The following is a 15,259-nucleotide window of genomic DNA, read 5'->3' on the forward strand; positions in this document are numbered from 1 at the left end:
CGCAACGCCATAGACAACCGATATTTCAGATCGTGCGGTTCAACTCTGAATAAAGACTCAATAAACCACGTGCGAAATCGTCTTGGTGACTCAAAAACGTTATGGAAACCGCAGATTTCTGACCGCGCTCGCGCTGAACGCGGCCGGTTATTCCTTGCACTCCGGGGCGGCGGGTGTCAGCTGGCCGAAAACTTGACCCGCCAGGCCGGGACCAGATCGCCGGCGGTGTGCCGCGCCTCGTAGACGCCGCGGGCGATGGCGCGCGCCAGAACGTCGGCGGCGGCGATGCCGAGGTCGACGAAGTCGGCGATCGGCTCCGCCCGCCGGATGCGCCCCGTCGACAGGGCGAAGACCAGATCGCCGTCGAAGGGGGTGTGGGCCGGATAGATCGCCCGCGCCATGCCGTCATGGGCCATGATCGCCAGGCGCTTCGCCTCCGCCTTGGTCAGGATGGCATCGGTCGCGATCAGCGCGATGGTGGTGTTGCCGCCGAGGCTCGGATCGGCGGCGGTCAGGCCGGCGTCGTCGCGGATCGCCCCTTTCAGGCGCGCCATGGTGGCGTCGGGCGGGAACGGGCTCGGATATCCGAAGCCGCCGAACTCGCCGTCGATCTCGTGGGCGGCCGCCCAGAAATGCCCGGTATCGCCGATGGTGACGCTGCCGACGGCGTTGACGGCGACCAGCGCCCCGACCGTAATGCCGGACGGCAGGCGCAGGCTGGCCGAACCGAGGCCGCCCTTGAGGGTCGCGGTGGTGGCGCCGAGGCCGGCGCCGGTCGACCCGACCGTCGGCGGATCGACGGTCGCCGCGGCGGCGGCGCGGTAGCCGAGATCGCGATAGGGCGGATAGCGGCCCCAGTCCTTGTTGCCGCCGTTGAGCAGGTCGAACAGGATCGCGGCCGAGACGATCGGCACGGAGACCGGACCGATCGCGAAGCCGCGCCCCTGCTCGCGCAGGAAGGCCTGCACGCCCGAAGCGGCATCGAGCCCGAACGCCGAGCCGCCCGACAGGACGATCGCGTCGACCCGGTCGACGGTCTGATCGGGGGCCAGCAGGTCGGTATCGCGCGTGCCCGGTGCGCCGCCCATCACGTGCACCGACGCGATCGCCGGCTCCTCCGGAATGACGACGGTGACGCCGGACTTGAGGCGGATATCGCCGGCATTGCCGACGGAGAGGCCGGCAACGTCGACGATGGTGTTGGTGGGACCGGGTTGGGACATCGGGCTCATCGATCTGTGCCGGCCGGAGCCGGCAGGCCGCCAGGGGAGCGCACGACCGGACCGGCGACACGCATCGGCCGGCGGGCCGGGGACCCGCATCGCCTCGAGGCGCTCATCGGATCGGCTCGAATCTTATCATCCGGCCACGATAGCAGCCTTTGGGCGCTTGCCCACCCCCGGGCGCGCGTGCGCAAAACGGCACGCCGTCCGCTGCCCGGCCGGTCCGGCAGCCCCGTCGCGGCCCAGCCCCGTCACGGCCCAATCCTATCGCAGCAAAGTCCTATCGCAGCACCGGCGCGGCCGGCTTCTGCATGGCGGTCGTCAGAAGCGCCCCGACGGCGACGGCCAGCGGCAGGAAGGAGACCCATAGGACCATGTCCCAGCCGTAGAGGGTCAGCAGCCCGCCGGACGACAGCGAGCCGATCGCCATCGTTCCGAACACGACGAAGTCGTTGAGCGACTGGACCCGCGTCTTCTCCTCCGGGCGGTGGCATTCGAGCACCAGGGCGGACGCGCCGATGAAGCCGAAATTCCAACCCAGACCGAGCAGGATCAGGCTCAACCAGAAATGGGCGACATCGATCCCGGCGAGCCCGACCGCGGCCGCCACGGCGGTCAGGGCGAGGCCGGCGGCGACCACGCGCGGCGCGCCGAAGCGGCTGATCAGCGGACCGGTGAAGAAGCTCGGTGCATACATGGCGATGACATGCCACTGCAGGCCGAGATTGGCATCCTCCTGCGTGAGCCCGCACAGACGCATGGCGAGCGGCGCCGCGGTCATGATGAAGTTCATCAGGAGATAGGAGACGACGCCGCAGACGACGGCGGTCACGAAGCGCGGCTGCCGCGCGATCACGCCGAGCGGTCGGCCGCCGGCGACCTCGCCGGCCGTCGGTGGCGGCAGGCGGACGCCCATCAGGACCAGGGCCGAGAGGGCCGCCACGGCGGCCTGGGCGAGATAGGTGGCGGCGAACAGAAAGGGCGGCCAGAGGTTCATCGTATAGGTGACGAGCTGCGGGCCGAGCACGCCCGCGAAGACCCCGCCGGCCATGACGAAGGACAGCGCGCGCGGCCGCCGCTCCGGCGCAACCCCGTCGGTGGCGGCGAACCGGAACGACAGCACGACCGCCGCATAGGCGCCGCCGAAGAAGGTCGCGCAGCAAAAGAGCCAGAACGAGCCGAGGATGACCGCCAGCGCGGAGAGCAGGCCGACCAGGACGCCGCAGCCGGTTCCCGCCAGGAAGGCCGTCCGGCGGCCGTGGCGTTGCGCGATCCGGCCGGCCGGCAGGGTGCAGGCGGCCATGCCGATCACGAAGACCGAGATCGGCAGGGTGGCCAGGGCCGGGCTGGGTGCCAGCATGTTGCCGATGATCGCGCCGGTGGCGTAGACCACGACCGCATTGGCGCCCGCGAGGGCCTGGGCGACCGTCAGCCGGATCACGTTGCCGCGTTCCTGCGCCAGGGCGTCGGCGGCCTCCTCGGCGAGTGACGGGCCGGTTCCCGCGTACGACATGAAATCCTCGATCGACGGCGTCTGTGGAATGGGCTTCTGTCATTCCATCAAACGGTAAAATGCGCCAGTCGCTAGCGCCCCCTTCAGGGCAAACAATTTCATCTTGCTGATATGCGCCGGCCGGTCTGCGGACGCGGTTCCGGCGGCTGGCGGGCTATTCGAAACGCAGCGCGACGGTCATGCGCAGGCGTGCCGCGCCGATCGCCTCGGGGAACGGCGGTGCGGGCGCGGCGGCGCGGACGATGCGGATCGCCGCCGACTGGAGGTCGCCGGTGCCGCCGCTGATCGCGGCGACCTGCTCCAGCCCACCGTCCCGCCGGACCTCGAAGCTGACCACGACCGTGCCCGGGGTGCCGTCGCCCGGCCGCTGGCGGCTGACGATGCGCGCCCGGACCGCCGCCATGTAGCGGGCGATCGCATCCGAAGCCTCTCCCGATCCGGCCGCCCGGGCCGCCGGTCTGGCGGTTTCGCCGCCGCCGGCCGCCGTGGCGGCCCTGGCCGGTGCGGTCGGACGCGGTGCCAGCGCGCCGGTCGGACCGCCGTCGGCCTTCGGGCGGGTCGAGGAGCGATCGGGGGGTGGCGTGGCGGCGACGCTTCGGGGGCGGGTCGGTTCGGGCCGCGCGCGGGGAGGGGCGGCGGGCTTCGGTTCCCGCGCCGGTTCGGGGGCGGGCTTGGACGCGACGGCCGGCTTCGGCTCGGGCGGCGGCCGTGTCGCGGCTGCAAGGGGCGGCGTCAGAACCGCCGGATCTGTCGCCTCGGGCGGGGCATCCGCGGCGGCCGCGCGTGCCGGCGCGGGCGGCGCCTCGGGACCGGGCGGCACGACCATGGCGTCCGTCGAAGCGGTGAATGACGGGGCGGCCGGTGACGGGGCGGCCAATGCCGGAATGGCCAGTGACGGGGCGGCCAAGGCCGGAGCGATCGGAATGGGTTCCGCCGGCCGGGTCTCCGGTGACGGAGCCTCTCGCTCGGGCGGCGGCATGTCTGTCGCGGCGCCCGTGTCTAGCCTCGGATCCGGTTCGGAGGGCATGACCTCATCGACGCGGGGCGGCGGCGCGGACTGGTCGACGGCTGCCGTCTCGGCGGGCACCGTCAGCGGCGGTAGCGCGATCGCTGCGACCGCCTCGGGGGCGACATCCAGGGTCGGAGCGACCGGCGGCGGATCGGCCGCCTCCGCCCGTTCGTCCCCGGTCGCGGCGGGTGCGGACGGTCGGCCCGCCGGTTCGGGCGCCCCGACGACGGCCCCCGGTTCGACGGCGCCCGTTCCGACGGCCCCCGCTTCCAGGAGTTCGGCGTCGATCACGTCCAGGGCGACCGGATCACCGGACGACGGCGTCCGGGACCAGAAGCCGGAGACGATGGCGCCGGCGCCCGCGTGAAGGGCGAGCGAGAGCAGCAGCGCGCCGATCATGGGCCGGGACGGCACGCGGCCGGGCAGGATCGCTGCGGATGTCATGGCGCGGTCCCCGTCTGATCGGCGACCCATCCGGCCACGGCCGCGCGCGTGGCGGACAGGACCGCGGCCCCGACGGCCTCGCCGATCGCGGTATGCAGGCCGGCATGGATGGCCGGATCCGGCCCCGACGGCGCGGCGACGACCAGGCAGTCCGTGCCGGTGCCGGTGACGACCGCGCCCCCGCGCCGGATGCCCGCCTCGGCCACCGCGACGGTGCGCGCCTGCACGGCGAGGCTCATCGCCTCGAGGAAGGCGGCGCGCGTGAGCGGTACCGAGACATGGACCAGCGCGTTGATCGTCCCGGCGACCGCCGGCAGGGCCGGATCGTGGCAGCGCTCGCCGATCCGCTCGCCATTGGTCAGGCCGGCCGTGACGAGCGCCACCGCGCCGATCCCGTCGACCGTGCTGCGGGTGAGATGATGGCGTCGGACGTCGCGGGCCGTCATCAGCCCCACCGCCCGCTCCAAGCCCGCCGCGGCGAGCCGGGCGCGCAGATAGGCGGCCGGATCGGTCAGGTCGACCACATCGGCATTGGTCACTTCGAGCCAGGCGACCGTGTCGGCGAGGGAGAAGCCCGGCCGGTTCGGCGACCAGCTCAGCATCCGGCGGGGACCGGAAAAGCGCGCGATCAGCCAGGGCTGCCGGCAGTCGATCGCGATATCCGCAACGCTCATGGCCGATCCTCCGAGCGCGCGGCGGCGGCCGACCGTGCGGAAAGGCCGGTCGGGACGAGCAGGAGGCCGCCCGGATCGCGGTCGACATGGGCCTCAATGCCGTAGACCGACGCCAGCAGGCGCGCGTCCAGGACCGCTTCCGGCGCTCCCGTCGCGACGATCCGGCCACCGGCGAGCACGATCACCCGGTCGCACCAGCGCGCGGCGAGGTTCAGATCGTGCAGCGAGGCCAACACCGTGCGGCCGGCGCCGGCGAGGCGGCGAAAGACGGTCATCAGGGCGATCTGATGGGCCGGATCGAGCCCCGCCGCGGGTTCGTCGGCAAGGAGCAACTCGGCGTCCTGGGCCAGGGCCCGGGCGATCAGGACGCGCGCCAGTTCGCCGCCGGACAGCCGGTCGACCCGGTGCCCCCGCAAGCCATCGAGCGCCATGGTCGCCAGCGCCGCGTCGATCGCGGCGCGGTCGCCGCGCGTTTCCGGCGCGAAGGCCGCGCGGTGCGGCAGCCGGCCGAGGCCGACCACGGCTTCGACGTCGAGCGACCAGGCGACCTCGCGCGCCTGCGCCACATAGGCGATGCGCCGGGCGCGCGCGCCGGCGGGCAGGCGGGCGAGGGGCCTGCCGTCCAGGACGATCGTGCCGCCGCGCGTCGGCAGGAGGCCGGCGAGCGCGCGCAACAGGGTCGACTTGCCGGCGCCGTTCGGGCCGATCAGGCCGACGAATTCGCCCGCCTGCAGCGCGAGATCGATCCGGTCGAGCACCGGACGGCCGTCGAGCGCGACGCACAGGGCGCGGGTCTCCAGCGCGGTCATCGCGATCCGCTCCGGCCGGCCGCGATCAGGCGGAGGAAGAAGGGCGTTCCGATCAGCGCGGTGACGACGCCGAGCTTGAGGTCGCGGTCGGGGGCGACGAGACCGGCGGCGATGTCGGCGGCGGTCAGCAGCGCGGCGCCGCCGAGCGCGCTGGCGAGCAGCAGCCGGCTCGGCCGGGCGCCGACCCACGGGCGGAGAAGATGCGGCACGACCAGTCCGACGAAGCCGATCGCCCCGGCGATCGCCGTGGCGGCGCCGACCGTGGCGGCCGTGCCGGCGAGGATCAGAAGCCTGAGCGCCGTCATGTTCACGCCGAGACTGCGCGCCGTCTCCGCGCCGAGCGACAGGGCATCGAGCCCGCGCCCGGCGAGGACCAGCAGCAGGCCGCCGCCGGCCATGAAGGGCAGGGCGAGCCAGACATGCTGCATCGAGCGATCGTTGAGCGATCCGAGCATCCAGTAGACGATTTCGAGGGCGGCGAAGGGGTTCTCTGACAGGCTGAGCGCGAGTGCGGTCAGGGCGCCGGCCAGACTGGAAACGGCGACCCCGGCGAGGATCAGCCCGGCCGGACCGTCGCCGCGCCCGGCCATGGCCAGCACCAGCGCCATGGCGACGAAGCCGCCGGCGAGCGCCATCAGCGGCAGGGCCAGCGGAAACAGGGCCGAGACGCCGCCATAGATCGCCGCCACCGCGCCGAGCGCGGCGCCCGGACCGATCCCCATCAGGCCGGCATCGGCCAGCGGATTGCGCAGGTAGCCCTGCAGGGCGGCGCCCGACAGGCCGAGCGCGGCGCCGAGGGAGACCGACAGGATCGCCCGCGGCAGCCGGATCTCGCGCATCACGATCGAGACCGCGCCGTCGTCGACGATGAGGGCCGCCAGAGCCCGGGAGGGTGCGAGCCCCGCCGCGCCGATCGTCAGCGAGACCGCCGCCAGGACGAGCGCCAGTCCGCCGAGGAGCGGGAGAAGCCAGCGGTCCGGCGCCGACAGGGTCATGGCCGGGCCTCGATGTCCGGCGCGGCGCCGGGTCCGGGGGCGGTCCTGCCGTCGCCGGCGGGCGGGCGGGCGGTCGCCACGCGGTCGCCGAGCGCGCGCAACTGCCGGACCGCCTCCAGGGTGAAGGGGCCGCCGCAAATGGTCAGGCGATCGGGCAGCACGGTGACGCCGGTGGCCGAGCGGATCGCGGCCAGAAGGGCCGGGTGCCGATAGCTCGCATGGGCGAGCGCCGGGCCGCCGGGATCGGGGGCCTCTCCGATCACCGCATCGGGGCGGGCGACGACGAGGCGCTCCAACGGCAGCAGGCCGACGCCGACGACACCGATTTCGGCGGCCAGGTTGCGCCAGCCGGCGGCCGCCAGGACCGCATCGACCAGGCTGTCGCGCCCGGCGGTGCCGGCGGCCCCGAAATAGACGGCGGCGAGCGGCGACGCGGCCGTCCGCGGGCGTGCCAGGACGGCGAGATCGGCCTCGAAGCGCGCCAGCAATGCCTCCGCCGCGGCCTCGCGGCCGAGCAGCGCACCCATGCGCCGGATGTGCCGGCGGATGTCGTCGAGGGACTGTTCGGGCGGAAAGGCTTCGACGCGGATGCCGAGCCGCCGCAGCATGTCGAGGCTCTGGCGGGTCGTGTAGGTGCCGGCGAGCACGAGATCCGGGCGGAGCAGATAGATCTCCTCCGCCTTCCCGCTGTTCGCCGGGATCCCCTGCGCGGCTCCGGCGAGCGCCGCCATGGTCGGGTCGTGGGCGAGCCTCGAGACGGAAACCAGTTGGCCCGGCGCCGCCAGCAGCAGGGCCAACTGATCCGTGCACAGATTGACCGAGACCACGCGCCGGGGCGGTTCGGCGGCTTCGAGGCGCGCCGCGGCCGTCATGGACAGCACCATGCCGAAGATCGCCGCCGCTGCCGCGCCCCGCCGCATCATTCGCCCCGCCTCAGAACCGCGCCGACAGGCCGGCATAGACCGAGGCGCCGGGCGTGCCGTAGCCCCACACGGTCTGATAGCGCTGGTCGAGCAGATTGCGGCCGCGCAGCGTCAGATCGAAAGTGTCGGTCAGCCGGTAGGTCACGGTCGCGTCGAGCAGGAAATAGGCGGGCAGCTTGCGCACCGGCGAACTGAAATCGGGCAGGATGACCGAATAGTCCGTGTCGCGCATGTCGTCGACCCAGGTTCCGCGCACCGAAACCGTCGTCTTTTCGATCGCCGTCACCGTGGCGCCGACGGTCGCCTTGTGGCGCGGGACGCGCAGGAGCGGCGACCCGTCCGCCTGTTCGGCCTGCGTGAAGGTGTAGCTGCCGTCGAGGGCGAGCCAGTCGAGCGCCTGGACCTTGCCGGCGAGTTCGATGCCGCGCCGCTGGCTCAAGCCCGGCACCTGCAGGTAGCGGTAGGAACCGGCGCCGGTATCGTAGGCGAACTGGATCAGGTCCCGGGTATCGAGCTTGAAGACAGTCGCCGAAAGGGTCAGCCGGCCGTCCCAGAAGCTCTGGTCGATGCCGGCATCGAGGCTGCGGCTCTCCTCGGGCTTGAGGGTTCTGTTGCCATAGATCGGCGCGAACAGTTCGTAGGCCGAGGGCGGCCGGAATCCGGTGCCCCAGCTGGCGCGCAGCTTGGTGCCGTCGAACAGGCGATAGGCCGCCGTCGCCCGGGCGGTCGGATGGTCGCCAAAGGTGGAATGGTGGTCGTTGCGCAGCGCCCCGGTCAGGGTCAGGCCGGCGATCGGCTCCAGCGAGGCCTGCGCGAAGGCGCCGGCATTGTCGATCGAACCGGACAGGCCTTCGGAAGAGCGCGCCGTCTCGCGGGCGTAGTCGGCGCCGAACGAGAAGGCCAGCATGTCGTTCAGCCGGAAACTGCCGAGATATTCGAGCTTGGTCCGGTCGCCGTCATAGTGGCCCGGATAGCCGCCCCAGGTGGTGCTCTGCGTGTCGTAGTGCTGGACCGACAGGGTGTTCTTCCAGCGCCCGTCCAGAAGATCGAGATCGGCACCGACGCGAACGCCCGCATCCTCGCCGATGGTCCGGTTGCGCGGCGTGCCCTTGATCTCGTCGGTCGGGCCGACGCCCCAGACGAAATCGTCGAAGGCGCTGTCGTGGCGGCTGTAGCGCAGCGCGCCGAACACCCGGAACGCCTCGTTCAGGCGCGTGGCGGCATTGGCCGAAAAGGTGGTGTTGTCGTAGCCGTCCTTCTCGCGATTGCCGGCGCGGGAATCGGCCGACGAGATGCCGTCGGTCTTGTTGCGCTCGATCGAGAGGTTCACCTCGCTGGTCTCGGTCGCCGCCGAAAGGCCGTAGCGCCCGGACACCGTCCCGAAGGAGCCGACCTCGACGGCCGCGCGGTGGCTGACACCCGGGCCGTCGGCCCGGCGCGTGGTGATGTCGATCACGCCGGCGACGGCGGTGCCGCCATAGAGCGCGGATTGCGAGCCGCGCAGGATCTCGATGCGCTCGACATCGCCGACCAGCATGTGTTCGAGCGCCGCGGCGGTCTGCGTCTTGGTCGGATCGGAGACCTCGATGCCGTCGATGCGGACCATGATGTAGGCCGCGTTGGCGCCGCGCATCATCACGGTGGTCAGACCGCCCGGGCCGCCGATCTGGGCGAAGTTCAGGCCCGGCACGCGGTCGAGATAGTCCTTCAGGTAGGTCTCCCGGGCGCGCTCCAGCGTCGCCCGGTCGATCACCGTAACCGCCGAACCGACCTTGGCGGCATCGGTCGGCGTGCGGTTGGCCGAGATCACGACGGTCCCGAGATCGAGGGCTCCTCCGGTCCGGGCGCCCTCCTGGGCGGATGCCGGCCCGCCATGGTCCATGCAGATCGCTGCGGCCGCCAGCAGTGCGCGGCGGTGCCTGTTCGAAAGTCCTTGCATTCATGCCCCCTTGCGGCCGCACCGCAGTGCAGGGCCGCAGCCGAACGACGCGCGCCTGGGCCCGTCGTTTCCAACACCGGCATCGCGCAGGGCAGGGAGGAGGAAGCGGCGGGCGATCGCGACCGATCATCCGCCGGCGGCCTTTCCCGGCTCCGGCGACACGACACATGTCACCCGCTCGGAACGGCCGCGATCCGACGCCCCACGCATCGGGATCAGGAGTGACGGAAGGGGCAGGTCTCCTGGCTCACGGGTCAAGGCCTTGTCTCCCGCCTTCCCGACGGCGCCATGGCCGTCAGTGGCTTGAGGGAGATGGCTCGCCGCTTACAGTTGCGGGGGCAGCTGCGGCTTCGCCGCGCCCGTCCGGAGACGGCCTCGGCTCACCGACATTCCCTTTTCATCCGTCTTTCGACGGAACCTCTTCACGAAATCGAGAGTGATCAGGACGACCGGGAGAGTCAAGCGGCCGATCGGGCCGTCCGCGCAGCGCTGCGTTGCACCGGTGCCCTGCCGCCGGCACCCGTCGCCCCGTCTTGCGGCAAGAGGCCAAAGAAAAAGCCGCCCATTGCTGGGCGGCTTTCCGGATGCGATCGAACCTTTCGGTCCGCTCGGATCACTTGTTCTGGGTATAGGTGACCTTGCCGTCGGCACCCTTGTTCCAGGTGTACATGACGTAGTCGACGGTGGTGCGATCACCCTTCTTGTCGTAGGAGATGTCGCCGAGCACCGTCTTGAAGGTCATGCCCGAATGCATCGCGTCGGCGATCTTCTTCGGGTCGAGCGAGTTGGCCTTCTCGGCCGCCTGCTTCATGATCTGCACGGCCGCATAGGAATAGAGCGTATAGGCCTGCGGATCGAAGTTCTTGGCCTTGAACTTGGCAACCACGTCCTTGGCGGCCGGGTTGTTGCGCGGATCCGGGCCGAACGACATCAGGGTGCCGATCACGCCGTCGCCGCCGATCGAGGCGAACTCGTCGTCGGTGATGCCGTCGCCGGACATCATCACGGTCTTCAGGCCCTGGTCGCGCATCTGGCGCACGATCAGACCGCCTTCGGTGTGCAGGCCGCCCCACATCAGGATGTCGGCACCCGACGCCTTGATCTTGGAGACCAGCGCCGAATAGTCCTTCTCGCCGGTGTTCACGCCTTCGTACAGGACTTCCTTGATGCCGTCCTTGTTCATGAAGCCCTTGGCAGCGTCGGCGAGACCCTGGCCATAGGTGGTCTTGTCATGAACGACGGCGATCTTCTTGCCCTTGAAGTGCTGCTTGGCGTAGTCCGCCCACAGCCGGCCCTGCTGGTCGTCGCGGCCGCAGGTGCGGAACACGTTCCAGAGGCCACGCTCGGTGATCTTCGGGTTGGTGGCCGACGGGGTCACGGTCAGGATGCCGTTCTCCGCATAGACCTCGGACGCCGGCATGGTGACGCCGGAGTTGAAGTGGCCGACCACCAGCTTGACGCCGTCGCCGACGAACTTGTTGGCGACCGAAACGCCCTGCTTCGGATCGGAGACGTCGTCGCCGACCGACAGAACGATCTTCTGGCCGAGGATGCCGCCCGCGGCGTTGATGTCTTCGACGGCCTGCTCGGTGCCGTTCTTCAGCTGCGCGCCGAAGGCGGCGTTCGGGCCCGTGATCGGGCCGGCGACGCCGAGCTTGATGTCGGCATGGGCCATGCCGGCGAAGGCCATCGAGGCCGCCAGGACGGTGCTGGCCAACCAGATCTTCTTCATGGAAATGCTCCTCTCCACAGTTTGCTCCAGGCCCTCGCCGATCCCCGATCGGCTGTGAGCCTCCTCCCATTCGGCGGTTCGAGACCGGAGCGCGTCGACCGCTGTCTCCGTTCCCGGTTCCCCCGGGTTCCGAACCGATCGGCGCAAGCCGGGCACGTTCAGGCGGTAGGGCCGGAACGTGATTCCCTGCCTGCGGATTTCATCGGGGTTTCGTTCCGGAACTCGGCGGAGGCGGCTGCCTCCCTCCGAGCCCGTCGCCCCAGCCGACGGTGCCACCCGCTGGGGCGCGATCCTTGCCCGAAATCAACGAGTTGTCACCCGAAAAACGGCTTTGCCGGACGAATCTCGTGCGACGGTGAAGATCACCCCTCAGACGCGGCTGCGCCAGCTGAGCGGACCCAGCGGTGCGTAGAGCCAGTTGTATTTCGTCACCATCTGGCGCGTTCGCATCTGGCGGTATCCGATCGCGGCGAACACCTGAACGACCGCCATGTCGACCAGGTAGTACTGCGCCGAAAGAAGCGTGCCGCCGAACAGCGCGAAATGCAGGAAGCGGACGACCGCGCCGAGCACCAGCATGTAGAGGAAGACGGTCCAATAGGGCCGCCAGGTCGAGGCGCAGGCCTTGCCGGTCATCCACGCGGCCCAGCCGCCCATGACCACCGTCACGGCGATGAACAGCCGGATGCTTTCCTCTTCGTAGAGAACGCCCTGGAGCTTTTCCATGGGACCCTTACCGTTTGCGGATCGACACGCGATCCCCTGATCCTACGATGCAGCCGCCGGTCAATGGCGGCCGCCTTCCAGATAGGCGGCGCGCACTTCCGGCCGCTCCAGCAGTTCCTTGCCCGAGCCGCTCATCGTGATGACGCCGTTGACCATGACGTAGCCGCGGTGGGCGAGCTTCAACGCGTGGAAGGCGTTCTGTTCGACCAGGAACACGCTCAGTCCCTCGGTGCGGTTCAGATCGCGGATCGCGTCGAAGATCAGCTTGACGACCAGCGGCGCCAGGCCGAGCGACGGCTCGTCGAGCAGCAGCAGCTTCGGGCGCGACATCAGAGCCCGCGCGATGGCCAGCATCTGCTGTTCGCCGCCCGAGAGCGTACCGCCACGCTGGTTGATGCGCTCCTTGAGGCGCGGGAACAGGTCGAAGACCCGCTTCAGATCCTCGTCCATGTGGGCGAAGTCGTTGATCGCCGCGCCCATCTGGAGGTTTTCCATGACCGACATGCGCGGGAAGATGCGCCGTCCCTCCGGGGACTGTGCGATGCGCATGCGGGCGATCTCATGGGTCGGCATGCGCGAGATGTCGGAGCCCTGATAGACGATCTTGCCTTCGCGCGCCCGCGGGCTGCCGAAGATGGTCATCATCAGGGTCGACTTGCCGGCACCGTTGGCGCCGATCAGGGTCACGATCTCGCCTTCGTTGACGTCGAGATCGACGCCCTTCAGCGCGATGATCTTGCCGTAGTAGGTCTTCACGCCGCGGATGGACAGGAGCGGTTCAGTCACGACAGAACCTCCGCCTCGACGGCTTCGACTTCTTCATCCGAGACGCCCAGATACGCCGCGATGACCTTCGGATCGTTGCGGACGAAGTCCGGCTTGCCGTCGGAAATCTTGGTGCCGTAGTCGAGCACCACGACATGGTCGGAAATTTCCATGACCACCGACATGTCGTGCTCGATCAGGAGGATCGAGGTGCCGTCCTTCTCGCGGATGCCGAGCAGCAGGGCGTTCAGGTCCGCGCTCTCGCGCGGATTGAGGCCGGCGGCCGGCTCGTCGAGGCAGAGCAGCACCGGCTCGGTGCACATGGCGCGCGCGATTTCCAGACGGCGCTGCGCCCCATAGGGCAGGTCGCCAGCCGGATCGTCGGCCCGGTCCATCAGGTCGATCCGGTCGAGCCAGTATTTGGCCTTTTCGATCGAGGCCTTCTCGGCCTTGCGATAGGCCGGCAGGCCTAGCAGCCCGAGCACCGTGAAGCCGGACGCCGTCATCAGCGCATTGTGCTGGGCGACCAGCAGGTTCTCCAGCACCGTCATGCCCGAGAACAGGCGGATGTTCTGGAAGGTCCGCGCCACCTTGGCGTGGGCGGAGACCTCGAAATCCGGCATGCGTTCGAGCAGGTAGAGGCCGGCCCCGGCGCGCACCATGCGCCGGTCGGGCCGGGCGGTGGCGGCGTCGAGTTCGTCCCACACCTTGGCCTCGCCATGGCGCAGCGCGATGCGGCCCTCGGTCGGCTTGTAGAAGCCGGTGATGCAGTTGAACACCGTCGTCTTGCCGGCACCGTTCGGGCCGATCAGGGCGGTGATGTCGCCTTCGCCGGCCGAAAAGCTGAGGTCGTTGACCGCGACCAGGCCGCCGAAGCGCATGGTCAGGTGCTCGAGCTTGAGCAGGGGCTTCTCTTCCCAGCGGTTCATCCGTGGCCCTCCTTCACGAGGTCGCCGGAAACCGTCTTGCGTTCTTTCAGGAAGGCCGTCGGGGTCCGGGTGGAGATCAGACCGCGCGGCTTCCACAGCATGATCACGACCATGGAGGCGCCGAAGATGAGGCCGCGATAGAGGGCCGGGTCGAAGTCGTTGCCGAAGATCTGCTTCAGAAAGTCGAGTTCACGCATGATCTCGAAGCCGCCGACCAGCACCACGGCGGCGATGACGACGCCATAGAGGCTACCCATGCCGCCGAGCACGACGATGGCCAGGATCTGCGCGGATTCGATGAAGGTGAAGCTCTCCGGCGAGATGAAGCCCTGGCGCGCGGAGAAGAACGAGCCGGCGAAGCCGCCGAACATGGCCCCGAGCGCGAAGGCGGTGAGCTTGGTGTTGGTGGTGTTGATGCCGAGCGAACGGCAGGCGATCTCGTCCTCGCGCAGCGCTTCCCAGGCCCGTCCGACCGGCATCCGCCGCATGCGCACCGTCACGAAGGCGGTCAGCAGGGCGAGGCAGAGGATCAGGTAGTAGAGGAAGATCGTTCGGTAGATCGGCGAGAATTCGAGCCCGAAGCGGGCCGCGAAGCCCTCGTCGGTGGCATTGAACGGAATGCCGAACAGGGTCGGACGCGGGATGCCGGAGATGCCCGCATAGCCGCCCGAGAAATCGACCCAGTTGACCAGCACCATGCGGATGATCTCGCCGAAGGCGAGAGTCACGATCGCCAGATAGTCGCCGCGCAGCCGCAGCACCGGGAAGCCGAGGATAATGCCCCAGAAGGCCGACAGGATGCCGGCGAGCGGCAGCAGGATCCAGAAGCTCAGCCCGAATTCCTTGGCGAGCAGCGCGTAGGAATAGGCGCCGACGGCGTAGAAGGCGACATAGCCGAGGTCGAGCAGGCCGGCGAGGCCGACGACGATGTTCAGGCCCCAGCCGAGCATCACGTAGATCAGGATCTGGATGCCGAAATTGTCGATCCACTTCAGCGAACCGCCCCAGCCGGCACCGAGGATCGCGATGATCGGGAAGGCGGCCAGGAAGCCGATGCCGGCCGGGCCGAGCAGGGCGGCGGCGCGTTCGGTCATGTTCTGGCCGAAGGCGATCAGCACCACGCCGAACAGGGCCGCGACGGCTTCGATCAGGATGATGCTGCCGAGGCCCATGGTGCCGGGCGGGGAGATCGGCATGTTCGGCAGGGCGCCGCCGGCGAGGCGGAAGCCGATATCGACCACCGCCACCAGGGTGACGACGACGCCGACCAGGAAGCAGAGCCGCTTGAACATGCCCAGGAGGCCGCCCGACGGGCTCGCCACCGCAGCCTTGTGCGAGGGTTCGCGTCCCCAGACGAAGACGTTCAGCAGGAATCGACCGACGACGATGATGCCGACGATCACCGCCAGGGCTTCTGGCCGGACCTTCAGAACCAGCCGGTTGGAGATGTCCTGGACGGTCTGAAGACCGATGAAGACGCCGAAGAGGCCGAGTGCGATCAGGCCGGCCAGCAGCGCATCCTTCGCCGCATGGCCGATGTCGACGGAGCGACCGCCGGTTTGGGTCTCGTTGGCCATG

The 15,259-nt window shown here is 69.9% G+C and carries 13 protein-coding genes and 1 riboswitch; all 13 genes read right to left on the reverse strand.

All coding sequences use genetic code 11. The features are described from left to right. Window positions 1-176: 176 nt before the first annotated feature. On the reverse strand, window positions 177-1,223 hold the full coding sequence (locus ABB55_RS26590) for a P1 family peptidase (RefSeq protein WP_054361530.1): 1,047 nt from the start codon (window positions 1,221-1,223) through the stop codon (window positions 177-179). A gap of 280 nt (window positions 1,224-1,503) precedes the next feature. Continuing rightward, the gene (locus tag ABB55_RS26595; protein ID WP_054361531.1) at window positions 1,504-2,736 is read right to left on the reverse strand and encodes an MFS transporter; all 1,233 of its coding nucleotides are present in this window, start codon (window positions 2,734-2,736) and stop codon (window positions 1,504-1,506) included. A 154-nt stretch (window positions 2,737-2,890) separates the two neighbouring features. Then, the gene (locus tag ABB55_RS26600) at window positions 2,891-4,189 is read right to left on the reverse strand and encodes a TonB family protein (RefSeq protein WP_054361532.1); all 1,299 of its coding nucleotides are present in this window, start codon (window positions 4,187-4,189) and stop codon (window positions 2,891-2,893) included. Then, window positions 4,186-4,863: an adenosylcobinamide amidohydrolase gene (locus ABB55_RS26605; protein WP_054361533.1), complete on the reverse strand. Its 678-nt coding sequence runs from the start codon at window positions 4,861-4,863 to the stop codon at window positions 4,186-4,188. Before ABB55_RS26605 ends, ABB55_RS26600 begins: the two co-directional genes overlap by 4 nt. After that, a complete protein-coding gene (locus tag ABB55_RS26610) occupies window positions 4,860-5,672 on the reverse strand; it encodes an ABC transporter ATP-binding protein (RefSeq protein WP_054361534.1) in 813 nt (270 codons plus the stop codon). Before ABB55_RS26610 ends, ABB55_RS26605 begins: the two co-directional genes overlap by 4 nt. Next, a complete protein-coding gene (locus ABB55_RS26615; RefSeq protein ID WP_200912144.1) occupies window positions 5,669-6,661 on the reverse strand; it encodes a FecCD family ABC transporter permease in 993 nt (330 codons plus the stop codon). The genes ABB55_RS26610 and ABB55_RS26615 overlap by 4 nt, the downstream gene beginning before the upstream one ends. A 2-nt stretch (window positions 6,662-6,663) precedes the next feature. Continuing rightward, window positions 6,664-7,590, reverse strand: a complete 927-nt coding sequence (locus tag ABB55_RS26620) for an ABC transporter substrate-binding protein (RefSeq protein WP_083463977.1) — start codon at window positions 7,588-7,590, stop codon at window positions 6,664-6,666. A gap of 10 nt (window positions 7,591-7,600) precedes the next feature. After that, entirely contained in the window at window positions 7,601-9,529 is a 1,929-nt protein-coding gene (locus tag ABB55_RS26625; RefSeq protein WP_083463978.1) for a TonB-dependent receptor plug domain-containing protein, read from the reverse strand. Window positions 9,530-9,744: 215 nt separating this feature from the next. Next, a riboswitch (cobalamin riboswitch) is annotated at window positions 9,745-9,966 on the reverse strand. Between the two features lie 176 nt (window positions 9,967-10,142). Next, window positions 10,143-11,261: a branched-chain amino acid ABC transporter substrate-binding protein gene (locus tag ABB55_RS26630; RefSeq protein ID WP_054361537.1), complete on the reverse strand. Its 1,119-nt coding sequence runs from the start codon at window positions 11,259-11,261 to the stop codon at window positions 10,143-10,145. A gap of 369 nt (window positions 11,262-11,630) precedes the next feature. Continuing rightward, window positions 11,631-11,987: a DUF6867 family protein gene (locus ABB55_RS26635; RefSeq protein ID WP_054361538.1), complete on the reverse strand. Its 357-nt coding sequence runs from the start codon at window positions 11,985-11,987 to the stop codon at window positions 11,631-11,633. Between the two features lie 60 nt (window positions 11,988-12,047). Further along, window positions 12,048-12,773 (reverse strand): ABC transporter ATP-binding protein, encoded by a 726-nt coding sequence (locus ABB55_RS26640; protein WP_054361539.1) that lies wholly within the window; start codon window positions 12,771-12,773, stop codon window positions 12,048-12,050. After that, the gene (locus ABB55_RS26645; RefSeq protein ID WP_054361540.1) at window positions 12,770-13,681 is read right to left on the reverse strand and encodes an ABC transporter ATP-binding protein; all 912 of its coding nucleotides are present in this window, start codon (window positions 13,679-13,681) and stop codon (window positions 12,770-12,772) included. The genes ABB55_RS26640 and ABB55_RS26645 overlap by 4 nt, the downstream gene beginning before the upstream one ends. Further along, complete coding sequence (gene livM / locus ABB55_RS26650) at window positions 13,678-15,258, reverse strand: high-affinity branched-chain amino acid ABC transporter permease LivM (RefSeq protein ID WP_054361541.1); 1,581 nt, start codon at window positions 15,256-15,258, stop codon at window positions 13,678-13,680. Before livM ends, ABB55_RS26645 begins: the two co-directional genes overlap by 4 nt. Window position 15,259 lies beyond the last annotated feature (1 nt).

This window comes from Prosthecodimorpha hirschii (assembly GCF_001305515.1).
Classification (GTDB): Bacteria; Pseudomonadota; Alphaproteobacteria; order Rhizobiales; family Ancalomicrobiaceae; genus Prosthecodimorpha; species Prosthecodimorpha hirschii.